This window comes from Enterobacter sp. HMSC16D10 (assembly GCF_001807145.1).
Classification (GTDB): Bacteria; Pseudomonadota; Gammaproteobacteria; order Enterobacterales; family Enterobacteriaceae; genus Enterobacter; species Enterobacter roggenkampii.
Genome location: NZ_KV787839.1, coordinates 1 through 16,613, shown reverse-complemented (window position 1 = coordinate 16,613; position 16,613 = coordinate 1). Strand labels below are relative to the sequence as shown.

At 51.5% G+C, this 16,613-nt stretch carries 20 protein-coding genes and 3 pseudogenes; 9 read left to right on the top strand and 14 right to left on the bottom strand.

The window, feature by feature from the left end:
• Nucleotides 1-31: 31 nt before the first annotated feature.
• Both HMPREF3143_RS04980 and HMPREF3143_RS04975 read right to left on the bottom strand, forming a co-directional pair.
• Nucleotides 32-301 (bottom strand): annotated as a pseudogene (locus tag HMPREF3143_RS04980) (NADPH-dependent FMN reductase); the annotation flags it as partial.
• 1 nt (nucleotide 302) lies between these two features.
• Nucleotides 303-626, bottom strand: a complete 324-nt coding sequence (locus tag HMPREF3143_RS04975) for an ArsR/SmtB family transcription factor (RefSeq protein ID WP_013087171.1) — start codon at nucleotides 624-626, stop codon at nucleotides 303-305.
• A gap of 299 nt (nucleotides 627-925) precedes the next feature.
• On the opposite strand from HMPREF3143_RS04975, the gene HMPREF3143_RS04970 reads away from it, so the two are divergent.
• The 4 genes from HMPREF3143_RS04970 to HMPREF3143_RS04950 all read left to right on the top strand — a co-directional run bounded on the left by HMPREF3143_RS04970 (nucleotide 926) and on the right by HMPREF3143_RS04950 (nucleotide 4,649).
• Nucleotides 926-1,192 (top strand): type II toxin-antitoxin system TacA family antitoxin, encoded by a 267-nt coding sequence (locus HMPREF3143_RS04970; protein WP_012540086.1) that lies wholly within the window; start codon nucleotides 926-928, stop codon nucleotides 1,190-1,192.
• Nucleotides 1,180-1,665 carry a GNAT family N-acetyltransferase gene (locus HMPREF3143_RS04965; protein WP_013087172.1) on the top strand — a complete coding sequence of 162 codons (486 nt, stop codon included), beginning with the start codon at nucleotides 1,180-1,182 and terminating at the stop codon, nucleotides 1,663-1,665. Before HMPREF3143_RS04970 ends, HMPREF3143_RS04965 begins: the two co-directional genes overlap by 13 nt.
• Nucleotides 1,666-1,854: 189 nt before the next feature.
• A protein-coding gene (locus HMPREF3143_RS04955; RefSeq protein WP_085950818.1) for an IS3-like element ISSen4 family transposase occupies nucleotides 1,855-2,975 on the top strand; the annotation gives its coding sequence in 2 pieces (ribosomal slippage) (nucleotides 1,855-2,113 and nucleotides 2,113-2,975; 1,122 coding nt in all).
• 333 nt (nucleotides 2,976-3,308) lie between these two features.
• Nucleotides 3,309-4,649: an IS1202-like element ISEsa1 family transposase gene (locus HMPREF3143_RS04950; protein WP_070531998.1), complete on the top strand. Its 1,341-nt coding sequence runs from the start codon at nucleotides 3,309-3,311 to the stop codon at nucleotides 4,647-4,649.
• Nucleotides 4,650-4,904: 255 nt separating this feature from the next.
• On the opposite strand, the gene HMPREF3143_RS04945 is transcribed toward HMPREF3143_RS04950, so the two are convergent.
• From HMPREF3143_RS04945 to HMPREF3143_RS25485, 8 genes and pseudogenes are all read right to left on the bottom strand, one after another.
• Nucleotides 4,905-5,327, bottom strand: a complete 423-nt coding sequence (locus tag HMPREF3143_RS04945; RefSeq protein WP_032072095.1) for a nickel resistance OB fold protein NcrY — start codon at nucleotides 5,325-5,327, stop codon at nucleotides 4,905-4,907.
• Between the two features lie 161 nt (nucleotides 5,328-5,488).
• A complete protein-coding gene (locus HMPREF3143_RS04940) occupies nucleotides 5,489-6,619 on the bottom strand; it encodes a Ni(II)/Co(II) efflux transporter permease subunit NcrC (RefSeq protein WP_004196366.1) in 1,131 nt (376 codons plus the stop codon).
• 12 nt (nucleotides 6,620-6,631) lie between these two features.
• On the bottom strand, nucleotides 6,632-6,901 hold the full coding sequence (locus HMPREF3143_RS04935) for a nickel-sensing transcriptional repressor NcrB (RefSeq protein ID WP_004196355.1): 270 nt from the start codon (nucleotides 6,899-6,901) through the stop codon (nucleotides 6,632-6,634).
• Nucleotides 6,902-7,006: 105 nt separating this feature from the next.
• Nucleotides 7,007-8,305: an MFS transporter gene (gene nirA / locus HMPREF3143_RS04930; protein ID WP_070531995.1), complete on the bottom strand. Its 1,299-nt coding sequence runs from the start codon at nucleotides 8,303-8,305 to the stop codon at nucleotides 7,007-7,009.
• Between the two features lie 233 nt (nucleotides 8,306-8,538).
• Entirely contained in the window at nucleotides 8,539-9,297 is a 759-nt protein-coding gene (locus HMPREF3143_RS04925) for a hypothetical protein (RefSeq protein WP_004196325.1), read from the bottom strand.
• Nucleotides 9,298-9,350: 53 nt separating this feature from the next.
• Nucleotides 9,351-10,271 carry a methyltransferase domain-containing protein gene (locus tag HMPREF3143_RS04920; RefSeq protein WP_004196315.1) on the bottom strand — a complete coding sequence of 307 codons (921 nt, stop codon included), beginning with the start codon at nucleotides 10,269-10,271 and terminating at the stop codon, nucleotides 9,351-9,353.
• A gap of 62 nt (nucleotides 10,272-10,333) precedes the next feature.
• Nucleotides 10,334-10,696, bottom strand: a complete 363-nt coding sequence (locus HMPREF3143_RS04915) for a hypothetical protein (protein ID WP_223883548.1) — start codon at nucleotides 10,694-10,696, stop codon at nucleotides 10,334-10,336.
• A 133-nt stretch (nucleotides 10,697-10,829) separates the two neighbouring features.
• Nucleotides 10,830-11,022, bottom strand: a pseudogene (locus HMPREF3143_RS25485) (MFS transporter); the annotation flags it as partial.
• Between the two features lie 29 nt (nucleotides 11,023-11,051).
• Between HMPREF3143_RS25485 and HMPREF3143_RS04905 the strand changes: the two are divergent.
• Both HMPREF3143_RS04905 and chrA read left to right on the top strand, forming a co-directional pair.
• The gene (locus HMPREF3143_RS04905; protein ID WP_004196334.1) at nucleotides 11,052-12,029 is read left to right on the top strand and encodes a chromate resistance protein ChrB domain-containing protein; all 978 of its coding nucleotides are present in this window, start codon (nucleotides 11,052-11,054) and stop codon (nucleotides 12,027-12,029) included.
• Nucleotides 11,986-13,362 (top strand): chromate efflux transporter, encoded by a 1,377-nt coding sequence (chrA, locus tag HMPREF3143_RS04900; protein WP_004196363.1) that lies wholly within the window; start codon nucleotides 11,986-11,988, stop codon nucleotides 13,360-13,362. Before HMPREF3143_RS04905 ends, chrA begins: the two co-directional genes overlap by 44 nt.
• A gap of 30 nt (nucleotides 13,363-13,392) precedes the next feature.
• Here chrA and HMPREF3143_RS04895 read toward each other — a convergent pair whose 3' ends face one another.
• From HMPREF3143_RS04895 to ydfV, 4 genes and pseudogenes are all read right to left on the bottom strand, one after another.
• Nucleotides 13,393-14,082, bottom strand: coding sequence for a hypothetical protein (locus HMPREF3143_RS04895; protein ID WP_004196322.1), 690 nt, complete (start codon nucleotides 14,080-14,082; stop codon nucleotides 13,393-13,395).
• Nucleotides 14,083-14,095: 13 nt separating this feature from the next.
• Nucleotides 14,096-14,833 carry a HupE/UreJ family protein gene (locus HMPREF3143_RS04890; protein ID WP_008460272.1) on the bottom strand — a complete coding sequence of 246 codons (738 nt, stop codon included), beginning with the start codon at nucleotides 14,831-14,833 and terminating at the stop codon, nucleotides 14,096-14,098.
• A gap of 43 nt (nucleotides 14,834-14,876) precedes the next feature.
• Entirely contained in the window at nucleotides 14,877-15,242 is a 366-nt protein-coding gene (locus HMPREF3143_RS04885; protein WP_009651956.1) for a hypothetical protein, read from the bottom strand.
• Between the two features lie 127 nt (nucleotides 15,243-15,369).
• Nucleotides 15,370-15,468: pseudogene (gene ydfV, locus HMPREF3143_RS26190) on the bottom strand (protein YdfV); the annotation flags it as partial.
• Between the two features lie 24 nt (nucleotides 15,469-15,492).
• Between ydfV and relB the strand changes: the two are divergent.
• The 3 genes from relB to HMPREF3143_RS04870 all read left to right on the top strand — a co-directional run bounded on the left by relB (nucleotide 15,493) and on the right by HMPREF3143_RS04870 (nucleotide 16,249).
• A complete protein-coding gene (relB, locus tag HMPREF3143_RS04880) occupies nucleotides 15,493-15,732 on the top strand; it encodes a type II toxin-antitoxin system antitoxin RelB (RefSeq protein ID WP_004196370.1) in 240 nt (79 codons plus the stop codon).
• Nucleotides 15,732-16,019, top strand: a complete 288-nt coding sequence (gene relE / locus HMPREF3143_RS04875; RefSeq protein ID WP_000323025.1) for a type II toxin-antitoxin system mRNA interferase RelE — start codon at nucleotides 15,732-15,734, stop codon at nucleotides 16,017-16,019. Before relB ends, relE begins: the two co-directional genes overlap by 1 nt.
• A gap of 71 nt (nucleotides 16,020-16,090) precedes the next feature.
• On the top strand, nucleotides 16,091-16,249 hold the full coding sequence (locus HMPREF3143_RS04870; protein WP_004146151.1) for a type I toxin-antitoxin system Hok/Gef family toxin: 159 nt from the start codon (nucleotides 16,091-16,093) through the stop codon (nucleotides 16,247-16,249).
• Nucleotides 16,250-16,613: the final 364 nt, after the last annotated feature.

The following is a 16,613-nucleotide window of genomic DNA, read 5'->3' as shown; positions in this document are numbered from 1 at the left end:
ACGCGGTGGCCAGTTTTTGTTGACCACTTCACTCGCGCAGTTCCATAACTTTAGGATGCGTTTCAGGTGCATCGTCAGGAAGAGGCAAGCCAGATGGATTGAAGATCCGCACCTCTGCGCCCATGGCAGTCAGCAACCTTGCTGCTTCCTCTGTTGCCAGTCGACTGTATGAGCGTTCACGTACAGAGCCATACAGCATCAGGATACGGGGAGGGTGGGGAATTGCAGGTACGTGGAATTTTGCCTCTGTGATGGAGGTATCGAACAGGCCTGCATCAACATTCTTAAGTTCAGTGGGCATATTATTCTCCGACGTCGTTATTGGTATTGTGCAGTCCATCTGCGCCTGTGCAACATTCTTCCGTCAGAAAGGCAATCAGCGCACTAAGTTTTTCATAGCAGGCATGGCAATACAGAGTTCTTCCCTGACGTTCCTGACGAACCAGCGATACTGATATCAGGGATGAAATATGATGACTCAGTGTCGATGCTGGGATCTCAAGTTGCTTCTGTAGATCGCCCACGGGCAGGCCCTGAGGCCCTGCTTTGACCAATTTTTTGTAAATCCCTAGCCTTGTAGCATGCCCAAGTTCTTTCAGCACCGTCGACGCACTGATAAGTTCCATACTCGTTCTCACAATCAATGATTCTATATTTCTAGAATAATGGAAATGTTTTTTTCTTTCAACCTTCAATCTGTCTGGTTGGGGAGTTGTTGAGAGCGGCTAAGTAATCGTTGCGAGCCATCATGTTTGTAGGACTAATGTGTTGGATGGATTAAGCTCTTTCCTTTGTCTAACGCTGCTTTTAGCGCAAAGTGAACTTCAGAACTTCGCATACCAAAGAAGATAAATAATTGTATAACGTTTGCTATACATGAATATTATGCTATCTTTGTAAAGCAAATGCTATACAGAGGTGTCTCATGAAATCAGATGTTCAACTTAATCTTAGAGCAAAGGAATCACAGCGGGCGCTCATTGATGCTGCTGCGGAAATTCTTCACAAATCACGAACAGACTTCATCCTGGAAATGGCCTGTCAGGCCGCTGAGAACGTGATCCTCGATCGCCGGGTCTTTAATTTTAACGATGAACAATATGCCGAATTCATCGACATGCTTGATGCCCCTGTTGCAGATGATCCTGCCATAGATAAACTGCTGGCAAGGAAACCTCAGTGGGACGTGTAACAGTACCAGAACCTTTATCCAGCTTTCATCAGGTGGCGGAATTCGTTTGCGGTGAAACTGTTCTGGATGACTGGTTAAAGCAGAAAGGCCTCAAAAACCAGGCTCTCGGATCGGCCAGAACGTTTGTAGTGTGTAAAAAAGACACGAAACAAGTAGCCGGTTTTTACTCTCTGGCCACCGGGAGCGTCAACCATACAGAAGCGACAGGCAATCTTCGGCGTAACATGCCCGATCCCATCCCTGTTATTATACTTGCCCGTCTTGCTGTCGATCTCTCTTTCCGCGGAAAAGGGCTTGGCGCTGATTTACTTCATGATGCAGTGCTTCGTTGCTATCGGGTTGCCGAGAATATTGGTGTACGTGCAATCATGGTTCATGCACTCACCGAAGAAGCTAAAAATTTCTACATTCACCATGGTTTCAAACCATCACAAACTCAGCAACGGACATTATTTCTTAAACTCCCTCAATAGAACGCGAAGACTATTACGCTCAAAGCGCCGGGAGCGAGAATCGGATGGTCCGTCTAATGTTAATTCAGTAGAAACGCTTCACGAAAGAAGATGACGAACAGTTATTGATGAGACTGTATGACCTGCTCCCCGTTGATTAGTACACCCCGATGTTAGTAATGTCTTCATAAGCCACATGAGGACATCCCCATGAAGAAGCGTTTTTCCGACGAACAGATCATCAGTATTCTCCGCGAAGCCGAAGCTGGGGTACCCGCCCGTGAACTCTGCCGCAAGCATGCCATTTCCGATGCCACGTTTTACACCTGGCGTAAGAAGTATGGCGGTATGGAGGTGCCTGAAGTTAAGCGCCTGAAGTCGCTTGAGGAAGAGAACACCAGACTCAAGAAGCTGCTTGCCGAAGCCATGCTGGATAAAGAGGCGCTTCAGGTGGCTCTTGGGCGAAAGTACTGACGACAGACCAGAAGCGGGAAGCCGTGATGTTGATGTGTGATGCGACCGGTCTGTCGCAACGTCGTGCCTGCAGGCTTACAGGTTTATCCCTGTCGACCTGCCGCTATGAGGCTCACCGTCCGGCTGCTGATGCGCATTTATCAGGGCGCATCACTGAGCTGGCACTAGAGCGCAGGCGTTTTGGCTACCGTCGTATTTGGCAGTTGCTGCGCCGTGAAGGGCTTCATGTTAATCATAAGCGCGTGTACCGGCTTTATCACCTCAGTGGCCTGGGCGTAAAACGCAGAAGACGTCGTAAAGGGCTGGCAACAGAACGTCTGCCGCTGCTCCGTCCGGCGGCGCCCAATCTGACCTGGTCGATGGATTTCGTCATGGACGCACTTTCCACCGGTCGCAGGATCAAGTGTCTTACCTGCGTCGATGATTTCACAAAGGAATGCCTGACGGTCACTGTTGCCTTTGGGATTTCAGGCGTTCAGGTCACGCGTATTCTGGACAGCATTGCACTGTTTCGAGGCTATCCGGCGACGATAAGAACTGACCAGGGGCCGGAGTTCACTTGCCGTGCACTGGATCAATGGGCCTTTGAGCATGGTGTTGAGTTGCGCTTAATCCAGCCGGGCAAGCCAACGCAGAACGGATTTATTGAGAGCTTTAACGGACGATTTCGCGATGAATGTTTGAATGAGCACTGGTTCAGCGATATCGTTCATGCCAGGAAAATTATTAATGACTGGCGGCAGGATTATAACGAATGCCGCCCGCACTCCACGCTGAATTATCAGACACCGTCTGAATTTGCAGCGGGCTGGAGAAAGGGTCATTCTGAGAATGAAGATTCCGACGTTACTAACTGAGTGTTGTATCTAATCGTGGGGGCAGGTCATGTAAGGCGAAAGGAAAGAAACGGCGGGATGGATAATTCGAGTACGGAATACTCTATTTAGCGTTAGCTGGAAACAAAAAAGAGCCCATGTATTCAATGGACTCTTTCTCTGATGCCTCGGTTAATCTGTCCAACTTTTTGGGGTCAGTACACCCACGAGGCCACCTGTATGCCTAGACAACATCAGGATAGCCTCTTAGATGCCGCAAGGCAAGGAGATGTATGGGTCTTGTTAACACCAAGCTGTAATGTCCCCTTTGAACCATTCTAAAATGTCCCCAGACAATTCTCTGGGGGATTTTTCATGATCAAAGAGACTGTTACGATGAGTCATAAGGAACTCCACCGACTTCAGATTATTCAGGAGTCAATTAATCGACATATTACTCAGGAACAAGCTGCGGCACGCATTGGCATTTCTATTCGGCAGGTTAAACGTCTGGTGCAACGGTATAGAAATGAAGGGCCTTCTGGTCTGGTTTCCCACCGACGTGGAAAGCGTCCTAATAATTCCTTTTCTACTGAATTCAGAGCAACAGTAATTTCACTCCTCAAAGGCCGTTACGCTGATTTTGGACCTACGTTTGCGTGCGAAAAATTGCGCGAGATACACGGTTTATCTTTATCCGTTGAAACTCTCAGAAAGTGGATGATAGAAGAGGGGTTATGGCGTGAACGCCGTCGTAAAATTGCCCGTATATATCAACGCCGCATGCGACGACCATCTTACGGTGAACTGATCCAGATTGATGGCTCACCTCATGACTGGTTTGAAAATCGAGGCCCCAGATGTACACTGATCGTTTTCATTGATGATGCCACCAGTGCGTTGATGGCGTTGCGTTTTGTGCCTGCTGAAACAACCCGGGCTTACATGGAAACCCTCCGGGGTTACCTTAATGATCATGGCGTACCGCTCGCTCTCTACTCTGATAGACACAGTATATTCAGGGTAAATAACCCAGAGCGGGAAGGTGAGCTGACCCAGTTCACTCGTGCGATAAAGACACTGGGCATCGAGCCAATCCATGCCAACAGCCCGCAGGCAAAAGGGCGGGTAGAGCGCGCCAATCAGACACTACAGGACAGGCTGGTCAAAGAAATGCGGCTTCAGAATATCAGTGATATTGAAACAGCAAATGCATGGTTGCCGACCTTTATTGAAGCCTATAACAACCGGTTCGCTACGTCGCCTCGTACTACTGATAATGCTCATCTTGATGTGCACCATTCTGAAGAGGATCTGGGTTATATCTTCAGCCTACAGGCGAAGCGCGTTCTGTCTAAAAATCTCACTTTCCAGTACAAAAGCAGTGCGTTTCAGGTACGCAGTGAGGGCCGGGGATATCGACTTAGGCATTCGGTTGTTACTGTATGCGAGAACTTTGACGGTGAAATTAACGTTCTGTATGACGGGAAAGCGCTGGGCTGGGAAAAGTATGTTGATGGCCCGGAGCCTATACCACTGGATGATGAAAAGAGTGTCCATGAACGAGTGGATAATGCCCGTATTGATTTACGCTCAAAATACTATGTTAAACCTAAAGCTGACCATCCCTGGCTTACGCGCCGAACGCAAAGTCATCAGCAAGTTAAGCCCCCGAAGTTACCTAAAAAGAAGCCTGATCCCGATAAAAAAGATTGAAACCAAGATCGATTCGGTTGAGTGCATATCCATTCATAGGGTAGATTCTTAAGTCGCGTTTCTGGTGTTCATTTTCGGGTGGTTTGTTACTTGTTTTACCGGGGATATGCCAGAAACGCGCTGAGTCAGTCTGGGCGGTGCGCGTAATGCGGCGTTATGGTAAATAGCCTATGCTAATGTCCGCTAAGAGCGAGAAGCGGACGTTTGGTTGACGAACTATATATATAAAAAAACATAGCCCGTCAGAATTGTGTTTTAGGGTTTGCTGATAACTGCAACATATAAAATTGAACCATCATTTTCATGGCTTACCGGTCCACTGACCCGTACCAGGTCCTGAGCATCGAAGTGCTGCCCGTTCCAGACTTTCTGCGGGATGCGGACTTTGATGGTACCGGTTGGGTCGCGGAACGTATACCACTCGTCCTGCTGCTGGCTGACAACATTGCCTTCCAGTGTGATCCACGCCCCTTCGTGCATTGACGATACGATCTGAATCCGGCTTTGACTATTCTCCTGCTGAACTTTATGACCGGCATACATGTGCTCAGTGACGACAGGCTCTTTCTCTGCGGAGAAGCCACCTTGCGCTGCCAGAGCAGGAATGGCGATGAACGAAGTGAGTAACACTCCGGTGACGAACTGACTGAAATATTGTTTTTGCATAGCAGATTCCATTTATAATTTTACATCCCCCATGGGGGATATTGTCGATGATAAATGAGCGGCTATAAAAGCTCAATTCCTATCCCCGGCAGGGGGATAAAAATATGATGGGCTTCAGAAATATAAAACCCACCGGTTGGTGGGTTCAGGCGTGAGATTCATACAGGAGAAAATCAGCTCGTTACGCCGATCCAGCCGTGATAGCCCATGTAAATGCCGACAAGTGCAATCAGTACGCTTGAGAAGTATGGAGCCCGCCGCGCCAGCGTATCCAGGCCACTCCAGCGTTTGGTTGCCTGACGAACGCTGAAAGCCGCCGCTGCGCCCACTGAAACCAGCGTGATCGCTAAACCGATGCTGAAACACAGTACCAGCGCGGCACCGAGCGTAAATTCCTTCACCTGGATGCAGAGCAGCAAAACGGTAATGGCTGCCGGGCAAGGAATAAGGCCGCCGGTCAGGCCGAACAGGATTATTTGTCCGGTGGTTACGCTGCGATTCGCAAAACGTTTTTTGATGTCGTTCGCATGCGCTTTTTCGTGAGCATCCTGATATTCGCGAGAATTAACATCCAGACCTTCCAGCGAGGAATGATCGTGGTCGTGTTCATGTTCACGGAATTCCACATCATAATCATGCACATGGCCGCGATGGCCTAAAGACAGGCGAACATCAAAGCTGTGTGGCTCCGGGATCGCCAGGGCCGATTCCATAAACCCGTCTTTTTCGACGAAATCAAATACCTGTGAAAATGTCCCTGGACCACGGTTGGTCACCAGAGAAATGTCGCGAGCTTCCCATTTCTTGCCGCTGAGCGAGCGTAAACGCCAGTGAGGGGGTTGTCCTTCTTCGAAAATCGAGAGTTCAACGCTGCCATGGCCCGTATCGATGATGCGGGTTTCGTCATGATCGTGATGACCGTGGCTGTGTTCCTCTTCCTGCTCCATCTTCCACAGCTTTTCGCCGCGCCAGGTTCGCCAGAACATCCATGCCGCCGTACCGAGAATGATGACGGCGGAAATCAGCTGAAACCAGGGTTCGGCTGATTCAGCAGTGAATTTCTGACTGATATACATTCCGCCGAACGCAATGAGCCAGACAACAGACGTATGAGAAATTGTCGCGGCAAGCCCCAGTAATACCGCTTGCTTGACCGTTCCCCGGATGGCCACAATAAAGGCGGCCATCATCGTTTTGGAATGCCCTGGCTCCAGTCCGTGAAGCGCACCGAGCAAAATAGCGCTGGGGATGAACAGCCAGGCATTGGCCACGCCTTGCTGTAAAAGAGTGGAAAAATCAGTCATGTTTCGCTTGCCTTAAAGATATTTAGTTATCTCTTTAAATTCGCTAAGCGTCTTATCAGACTCCGTGTGGTCAGCATGAAGGGCATCCTCCAGGCAGTGATCCAGATGGTCATGAATTAAGGTACGCTTCGCATTCGTTATCGCCTTTTCCACAGCGTGCAGTTGCTGGGCGATATCCAGACATGCTTTCTCATCTTCGAGCATCTGGATGGTACTTTTCAGGTGCCCTGCGGCACGTTTAAGTCTTTTAATAATGTCAGGGTGTGATGCATGAACGGTCATGGTTTATCCTCTCCAGGTGGAAGGGATAAGATAATGTGTATCAACGCCATGGTCACACTTTTTATCGGCTTATCCTCTCCTGATACGTTGTCTTTTTTTGGGAAATTACTTCTCTTTCTTCGGCCAGGACGGATGTTCATCGTCAATGACGAAATCATGCTCATGGGTCGATTCGTTGTTTGTTTCCGGGTCTTTGTGGCTGTGAACCTGAGCGTACACTTCATGCTCAGGACGCCAGATAAGTACGGCGGTGACCAGCGACAATGTTGCCACAACAGTCAGGGCGATGAATGAAGCCTGTGTCCCCCATGCCGCACCAACCCATCCGGCCATCGGATAAGTCACCAGCCAGCATGAATGTGACAGTGCAAACTGGGCGGCAAACAGCGCCGGTCTGTCTTCCGCTGTTGACGAACGGCGCAGCAGGCGACCACCCGGTGTCTGAGAAAGTGAATAGCCCACCCCCAGCAGTGCCCAGAGCACAACCAGCGTGATGTAATCCTTCAGGAAAATGCCTGACCCCAGGCCAATGACTAAAAGCGCCGTACCTGCAAGCATCGGCATACGGTCGCTCATGTTGTCGAGGAGTCTGGGGAGAACCAGGGCCGATACCATGGACCCCACGCCGAAGAAGGCCAGCGCAATAGCGGTAGACCGCTGTGAGAAACCAAAGTCCGCCTGAACCAGAACGACGGTGTTGACGATAACCATTGCACTCGCTGCCGCTACGGCCATGTTGAGTGCCAGCAGGCCGCGCAGTCTGGGCGTTTTCAGGAAGATGCGCATACCTCGTGTAGTTTTGTCATAGATGCTGCGTTTGACCGTTAACGCTTTCATCTTCGGCAGTGTCACGGAAACAACCAGAGCTGCTGAAGCAAGGAACCCGACTGCCGTACCGGCAAACAGGTTGTGGAAACTCATGACCGTCAGCAGTGCAGCCGCCAGCATAGGGCTGATGACGCTTTCAAGATCGTAGGCCAGACGTGACAGAGACAGCGCCCGGGTATATTCACGTTCGTCAGGAAGAATATCCGGGATAGTTGCCTGGAAAGTAGGCGTAAACGCCGCCGAGGCAGCCTGAAGAATGAAGATCAGGATGTAGATTTCCCATATCTGGGTGACAAAAGGCAGCGTGATAGCCACGAGAGCGCGAACCAGGTCCAGTGTTACCAGCATGGTGCGACGCGGGAATTTATCGGCAAAAGCCGCCGCCACGGGCGCAACAAGAATATAGGCGCTCATTTTGATAGCCAGCGCGGTACCCAGCACTGCCCCGGCTCTGTCACCTGCGAGATCGTAGGCCAGTAACCCTAACGCAACGGTCGCCAGACCGGTGCCAATAAGGGCGATAACCTGTGCCATAAACAGGTGGCGATAGGTACGATTAGAAAGAATGTTGAGCATCAGGAAATCTCTTGGTTTGAAATCACATCCCCCCCAGGGGGATATTCAAAGCATAGAGGGACCTGAAAAAAATGACAAGCTTTATCCGGGTGAGGAGGATACTGATTCGTCTGTTATCTTGGATGTTAAATAAAAAAGCTTCAGGTATCCCAGCGTTATACCTGAAGCAGCATAAAAAGTGTCGAAGGTGTTATCGCCGCTTCCCTGCGCAGCCCCTCCTGACGAGAAGGGAATTAACTCAGTTGTCCCAGACAGGTTTTCAGGCTCAACCGGGTGGCTTCAATATCACTATGGATAATGGTGCACCAGTCATCACGGTTAGCCCGAATGACCTCCAGCCAGTTATTCAGTGCCTGATTAAACGCCATGGTTTTCTCGCGCTGCGGCCAGCTCATCTGGTTAGTGCTGTAAATGTCCTGCCCTGGCTGCGGCATTAGTACGGTTTGCTGCGTCGACATCCGGGAAGTCACCGGCCAGGTATCAGAGTTGCCATCCCAGGAAGGCATCACCGGGAAACCCGCTCCGCGCAAGGCCATATCCCAGGTGGCATCAAACAGGTATGTTTTGCCCTGTAGCTCAAAAGCCACAGTGTCATGAAATCCCTGTGTTTGCGGCAAAATTGCCAGAATATCCGCAGGTACAGGCAAATCAGCCCAGTCAAACCGCACCAGCTTTCGCTTTGCCGTAATGCCACCATCGGTCAGCAGTCGTTCGGCAGCAGCGGCTTTATGACGGCAGTCGCCAAAGCCCTGCTGAAACAGACTCATGCTTTCGCCATTCCATGCACCGAGCTGATAGGGTATCCGCCTGACCAGCTCAAAAATGGCTCTTCGCAGTTCAGTTGAGCCAGGTTTAAGCCCGAGCGACTGCAAAACCCAGCCCGGCGTTATCGCCTCTTGTTGATTGCGGCGGGTGTTTATTTTTTGCCATGTTTCACTGACTTTTTCAGCCAGAGAGGCTGCCAGGGTTTCCCCCGGCAGTAATGTTGTCATCAGCAACGCTCCTGTGGTGGTGAGAAAATGTCTGCGCGTCAACATATCGGGCGTTACACCTCTACGTTGCGACGAAGCGCCGACATAACCAGTGATTCACAGACCACTTCTTCATCCTCTGCCCGCTTTACGCCGGGGAAGACCATCTGACTTACCGGGGACGAACGAAGCCGGTGATAACGGGCAATCGCGCCATTCATTCCTCCCATTTGCTTACGTCTGACCAGCCGCAGTCCGTGCTCCCAGGCGACTTCATCCATCGCGCTCGCCAGAACAGGGTCATGGTTGAAGATCAGGACGCCATCCTCTTTCAGCAGGCGTGCAGCGCTGCGAAGGAAAGCCGTGTAATCCTGTTCGAAATAGGCCGCTGCCTGGGAGTAGATAATATCGACCTCACCTGCCTGAACACCTCTGTTTTCCAGCGCTCCCAGCCCGGCTGCTGTCACGTAAGGATGCTCAGTCACGCCTTTTGGCAGCGATGCATGCCACGGTGTGAGATTAGTGAAGTGCAGGAATACGCTTTCCCCAAGTTGCTCCCTGAACTCCCCGGAAAGCCCGGAAATCGTCGCCTGATGGCCGGCACATTCCTCAGCGCGAAAACCCGCCCAGGCGGCACCAATTTCCAGGAAGGTGACTTTCCCGTTTTTGTGGTGAATGTTTTTCGCATAGTGGGCGATGTCGAACCCAATTTCTCGCGCCAGGCGAAATGAACCGCCGCTGGATGTCCAGGGGCCATCAAAGCCAAAGGCAAGGATCGCTTTGAGCATCGAGCCCGTTTCCTGATGCATCATTTTCAGGAACGGAATGACTTTACGCCGTGAAGGAACCGGGACATTCGGACGCATTTTTTTGGCCTGAAGGTCGCGATTAACGCCCATGCAGAGCGTCTGCCAGTGCAGGGGATCAACACGATAATTGAGTGCAGTGAAATTACGCGCAATCTCTCGACGCGCCTGGATAGAGTCTTTATACATAGCCTCTCCGCTAAATCTGAAGTTGATTAAAGCCGGGCAGCAAAAACTGCCGGTAACAGCGATCAGATCTGGCGGATGCTGGGAGGACGGTAAATGATGTCCGTGGCCTTAACCGGGCTACGAAGATCGGCAAGCGGCAACCATCTGTCTGTTACAGGAGAGAGGGAAATCTCTACAGAGGGCGGCTGCTCAGGGGTTTCATGGAAATGGTCTGTCTGATGATGGCCTGCGTGGCCAGACTGAGGGATATCCGAATCGTGAGAGTGATCCTGCATTGACATGGTGACTTCTGCGTCATGCAGATTCATCTCGTAGCCTGTCAGGCCGTTTGTACCGTGCGACGCAAACGTCACCATCGACGACATCATCATGCCAATGGCCATGATGACGATCATCAGAACATAACGGGGCGAACGTTTAAACATCGGGTACATCGCTGATTGCTTTCCTCAATAGACAATGACAACGGTATAAAAAGATTAGCATCCCCCCGGGGAGGATGTAAGGGCTGGAATGTAAAGTCTTGTATTGGCGATATGAATAAAAAGGCCCGCATAATGCATCAGCGACCGGGGCGACCAGAATATAAGCAAGCATCTTCATTGCCAGCGCCGTTCCCGACTCCCCCTGCCCTGTCGCCCGCCAGCAGGCCCAGTGCAACGGTAGCAAGACCGGTACCGATAAGAGCAATTATGAGCACCATAAAAAGATAGCGATATGTACGGTTAGAAAGACTGAAAATATGTAGCAATCTCTACCATATGTATTAATCTCTACACTATGAAACTACATATCCTTATTCTGACACTGCCCACTGAGCAGGCCACATTACGTATGCGTGTCTGGCGGGCATTAAAAAATACCGGTGCCGCCATGCTGCGCGACGGCGTTTATCTGTTGCCTGAAGCGCAACAGAGCCATGAGATTTTTAACGAGATGAGTCGTGAAATCAGCGGTGAGGGAGGAACGGCCTTTGTTTTTGACGCAGAGACTTCCGACGAAGAGAAAATTCGCCCGTTATTCGATCGCTCTCAGCAGTACCTGATCCTGATGGAGAGCCTTCAGGTTTGTAAAAACGACCTTAATGAGGAAACCGCGGTCAGCCAACTGAAGATGGTAAGAAAACTTCGTCGCGAGCTGGATCGGATTGTGGCGATTGATTTCTTTCCTGGTGAAGCGCAGGCGCAGGCCATTTTTGCCTTGTCAGAACTGGAAGCTGGCATTAACAGGTTCATCTCTCCCGGAGAGCCTCATGCCGTCAGTGGCTTGCTGACACGGCTGAAGCCTGAGGATTTTCATAACAGGATCTGGGCTACGCGTCGCCGGCCATGGATTGACAGGCTTGCCAGCGCCTGGCTTATACGGCGTTTTATCGACCAGGATGCGCAGTTTCTCTGGCTTAAGGATGGCAACGATTGCCCGGAAGAGGCGGTGGGGTTTGATTTTGATGGCGCGACCTTCAGCCACATCGACAATCGTGTGACCTTTGAAGTGCTGATGGTCCGCTTCGGGCTGACGGGGGATGCCCTGAATGGTCTGGGGATGCTTGTGCATTACCTTGATGTTGGCGGGGTTCAGCCCCCCGAAGCCGCTGGCGTTGAAAGTGTACTGGCAGGATTGCGTGAAAGCATTACGGATGATGACACATTACTCACAGCGGCCTGTTCGCTGTTTGACGGTCTGTTAACGACGTTTGAAATGAGGTCCGGCCATGATGAACAAAACGGAGTTGCTGACGCTGGCAGAGGAAAACGTTAAGCCCAAGCCGGTCCCCCTGAAGGAGGCGTTCTGGTTCTGGATGAAGCTGGGTTTTATCAGCTTTGGCGGTCCTGCCGGACAGATTGCGATCATGCATCAGGAACTGGTCGAGAACCGGCGCTGGATTTCCGAGTCCCGTTTTCTCCACGCACTCAATTTCTGTATGGTGCTGCCCGGTCCGGAAGCTCAGCAACTTGCCACCTACATTGGCTGGCTGATGCACAGGACCTTGGGCGGAGTGATAGCGGGTTTGTTATTTATCCTTCCCTCACTTTTTATTCTTATCGCGTTGTCGTGGATCTATATCGCCTGGGGAGACGTTGCCATTATTGCCGGTATCTTTTACGGCATTAAACCCGCCGTGGCGGCAATCGTGCTGCAGGCGGCGCATCGCATCGGCTCCCGTGCGCTGAAACACGGTGCCCACTGGGCCATAGCTGCTGCGGCTTTTGTGGCCGTTTTCGCCCTGAACGTTCCTTTTCCCGTCATCGTTATTTCAGCAGCGATAACTGGCTTTATCGGCGGACGCATCGCGCCGGAAAAATTTCACAGCGGCAGCGGGCATAACAAACAGGAGAAAGCCGCCGTTGATGCTGCGGTTATTGACGATCATACGCCCGTACCGGCGCATGCCCTGTTCAGCTGGGCGAAACTGTTAAGGATTGTGGCAGCGGGTGCACTGCTCTGGCTTATTCCCATGACGGTGCTGACGCTGGGGCTGGGCTGGGCGCATCCGGTGACGCAGATGGGCTGGTTCTTTACCAAGGCTGCGCTCCTTACCTTCGGTGGGGCCTACGCCGTCCTGCCATACGTTTATCAGGGTGCTGTCGTCAATTTTGGCTGGCTGACTGCCGGGCAGATGATGGACGGGCTGGCGCTGGGAGAAACCACGCCCGGCCCGCTGATTATGGTGGTCACGTTTGTCGGATTTGTGGGCGGGTATACCCATGCCGTTTTTGGCGCGGATATGCTGTTTGTCGGCGGCGCCGTTGCCGCCTGCATGGTGACCTGGTTTACCTTTCTCCCGTCCTTCATTTTCGTGCTGGCAGGCGGGCCGTTTATCGAAACGACCCACAACAAGGCGGGTTTCACGGCACCTTTAACCGCCATCACAGCGGCCGTAGTGGGCGTCATTGTTAATCTGGGGCTGTTTTTTATCTGGCATACCGTATGGCCGGAAGGCGCAAAGGGAGGGATCGATATCCCTGCCGCCCTGATTGCCGTCGCCGCTGCGTTTGCGCTTTTCAGATTAAAATGGAAGGTTACGCACGTTATTGCCATGGCGGCTCTCGCCGGGCTGATACTCCGCCTGACCGGGCTGTCAGCTGTGTGAAAAGGGGCAGGTTATCCTGCCCCTGATTTATCAGATAACCCGTTTGATGTTCAGGTAGTCGCCGGTTGTATCAAGCTGGATCGTGATGGTCTCAGAACCACGATTTCGCCAGAACCAGCCATGTTTACCCTCGAACGCGGCCTGTAAAACGCCGTCTCCGGATGTGATCTGCCGGGCTTTACCATAGCCATGGTAGAAGCCTTTCGGGGCGTTGACCGGATCGCCGTGCGCATCCACGTTTACCGGTCCGGAACTTGTCCACTGATAGGTCACGCGGGCATCTTTGCGCATTTCCAGTTTAACTTCAGCAGCTTCGTTAGGCTTCAGGGTGATGAGCATCTGATGACGTTGCGAGCCAGCCGATGGTACTTCCGGCGCGCGCGTGGTCGCCGGAACGCTCAGCTCCGGGTAGGTGTTCTGCGTTATTGCCGGAGGATTATCCGGGATCGGTCGCTCATTAACTGGCGCAGCCAGCTGTCCTTGCTGAACAGCGCTGGCCTGATTATCGGCATCAGCTTCTTCGGCAAGCTGCGTTTTGATTTCTCCCATCTGCTTAAGCCCCAGTAAACGACCCACGCCAGTAGGATCAATGCCGTATTCCGAAGGCATGACGACGGTGATCAGCAGCGTCAGCGCCACGATGGCGGCGAGGATAGTGGACTGCATCAGTTTGATGGCAGAAGGTAATTCTGCGCGTGTTGGTAAATCAGTGTTGTACATTGTTTTGTCTCCCTCAGGCTAAAATGTAGCCACAAAGCTGGTAACTCATTAACAGAAATCCCGCGCTCATCATCACCACATTGGCGGTATAAGCGTGTCGGAAAAAGCTCGCCGTTTGCCGCCAGTAGCTCATAACGATCAGGATGGCGCTCAGCGCGAGCAGCTGGCCGATCTCAACGCCAATGTTGAAGGCAATCAGGTTGACAAACAGGCCATCGGGAGAGATTTCGAATTCCTGGATTTTGGTTGCCAGACCAAAACCGTGGAAGAATCCAAAGATGAGCGTCGCAAGCTTCGTGTTGGGCTGAACGCCAAACCAGCGCTGGAATGCCCCGAGGTTATCAAGCGCTTTATAGACCACGGACAGCCCGATAATGGCGTCAATAAGGTAAGCACTGACGCTGATATCAAAGAAGGTGCCGATGAGCAGCGTCGTTGAATGCCCGATAGCGAACAGGCTAACGTACAGCCCGATATCACGCATTTTGTAGAGAAAGAAAATCACCCCGAACAGAAACAGCAGATGATCGTAACCGGTCACCATGTGCTTCGCGCCAAGGTAGATAAACGGGATGATGTTCACCCCGGTGATTTCCTGGATGTACCCTTTGTCGCCTTCCGCCACGCCGTGCGCATACGCGCCCTGGCTGTAGAAAAGCAGTAACAACAGGAAAAACAGACAAGCCGAACGCGCCTGAGCTGAAAGCAGGCGAGCGCTCAACCGGCCCTGTGTATCAAGGCTGGTATACATAAAAATCCTTACATGTTGAATAATAACGAATTAGCAGAAGTTATTACGCAGACAGGATTCTCGGAGGGCGTTCGGGGGTGGACTGCGGCATTTGCAGTATTTGTTCTGAACTCAACGCATATATCACCCGCATGCCCGGATTCCATGCGTGCAGAGTAGGCAGAGCAAAGAGTTTATTCAGATCGTGGGAATGATCGGCATTGAGGTGATGCACGCTACCGTGGGAGTGAAACAACAATGGATCGTGCTCATTCAGTGGTTCATCGCTGTCGTGTTGATGGTCACTGATGGACGTTGTTTCCTGAACGCTGTATGCAGCCTGTGGCTTTGCCATAAACGAACTGCTCAGCACGGCAACAGCCATGATGATAAGCACGATTCTGGAAATGACTTCACGGCTGATAAACACAGTTAACGGCATCCTGATGATACAAAGTAACAACGTGCGTAATGTATCCGCTATGCTGGCTTGATTTCAATAGTTGTTTTGAGTTTGGTTTTGTCTGAAATGTTCAACAAATCCTGCCGTCCACTTCTGGCACAAAGCGGACAGTGATCACCGTTCTTACGACTACTTTCTGACTTACTTCGTGACTTGCCCTAAGCATGTTGTAGTGCGATACTTGTAATGACATTTGTAATTACAAGGGGTGTAAGACATGGGTAGCATTAACCTACGTATTGACGATGAACTTAAAGCGCGTTCTTACGCCGCGCTTGAAAAAATGGGCGTAACTCCTTCTGAAGCGCTTCGTCTCATGCTCGAGTATATCGCTGACAATGAACGCTTGCCGTTCAAACAGACACTCCTGAGTGATGAAGATGCTGAACTTGTGGAGATAGTGAAAGAACGACTTTGTAATCCTAAGCCAGTACGTGTGACGCTGGATGAACTCTGATGGCGTATTTTCTGGATTTTGACGAGCGGGCACTAAAGGAATGGCGAAAGCTGGGCTCGACGGTACGTGAACAGTTGAAAAAGAAGCTGGTTGAAGTACTTGAGTCACCCCGGATTGAAGCAAACAAGCTCCGTGGTATGCCTGATTGTTACAAGATTAAGCTCCGGTCTTCAGGCTATCGCCTTGTATACCAGGTTATAGACGAGAAAGTTGTCGTTTTCGTGATTTCTGTTGGGAAAAGAGAACGCTCGGAAGTATATAGCGAGGCGGTCAAACGCATTCTCTGAACCAAAGCATGACATCTCTGTTTCGCACCGAAGGTGACACTTCTGCTTTGCGTTGACAGGAGAAGACGGCTATGAAACTGCCACGAAATACCCTGATCTGGTGTGTATTGATTGTGTGTCTCACGCTGCTGATATTCACTTACCTGACACGGAAATCCCTCTGCGAAATCCGTTACAGGGACACGAACAGGGAGGTGGCGGCTTTCATGGCTTACGAATCCGCTAAGTAGCCAACCCCGGCGGGGGGAACCCCCCCCGCCATTAAGGGGCTGAGGCTGTCTGGACATGCCTGAAGCGCCTTTATGAAGGGGTTGCCGGTTTACCGGTAGCCCCTTTTTCCTTCCTGACGCGACCGCACGCCTGAACTTCCGGGAAGGGCTGTTCCCCTGCGGGGAACGGGGGAAGGGGGACGCGCCTTCGGCGCTGCCCCTTTGCTCCCTCCGCCTTGTCCACACTCCAGCCTTTCCTGCCTGATTTTGCTGAAGTCAGAGCGCCATGAGTTACCTGCCTGTGCCTGGCTTCAGCCTGGTTTTCCCTGTGTTCTTCATCCCGGGCGTCATATCCGGCGTCCTGCTGGTTAACTTTCTCAGCTGC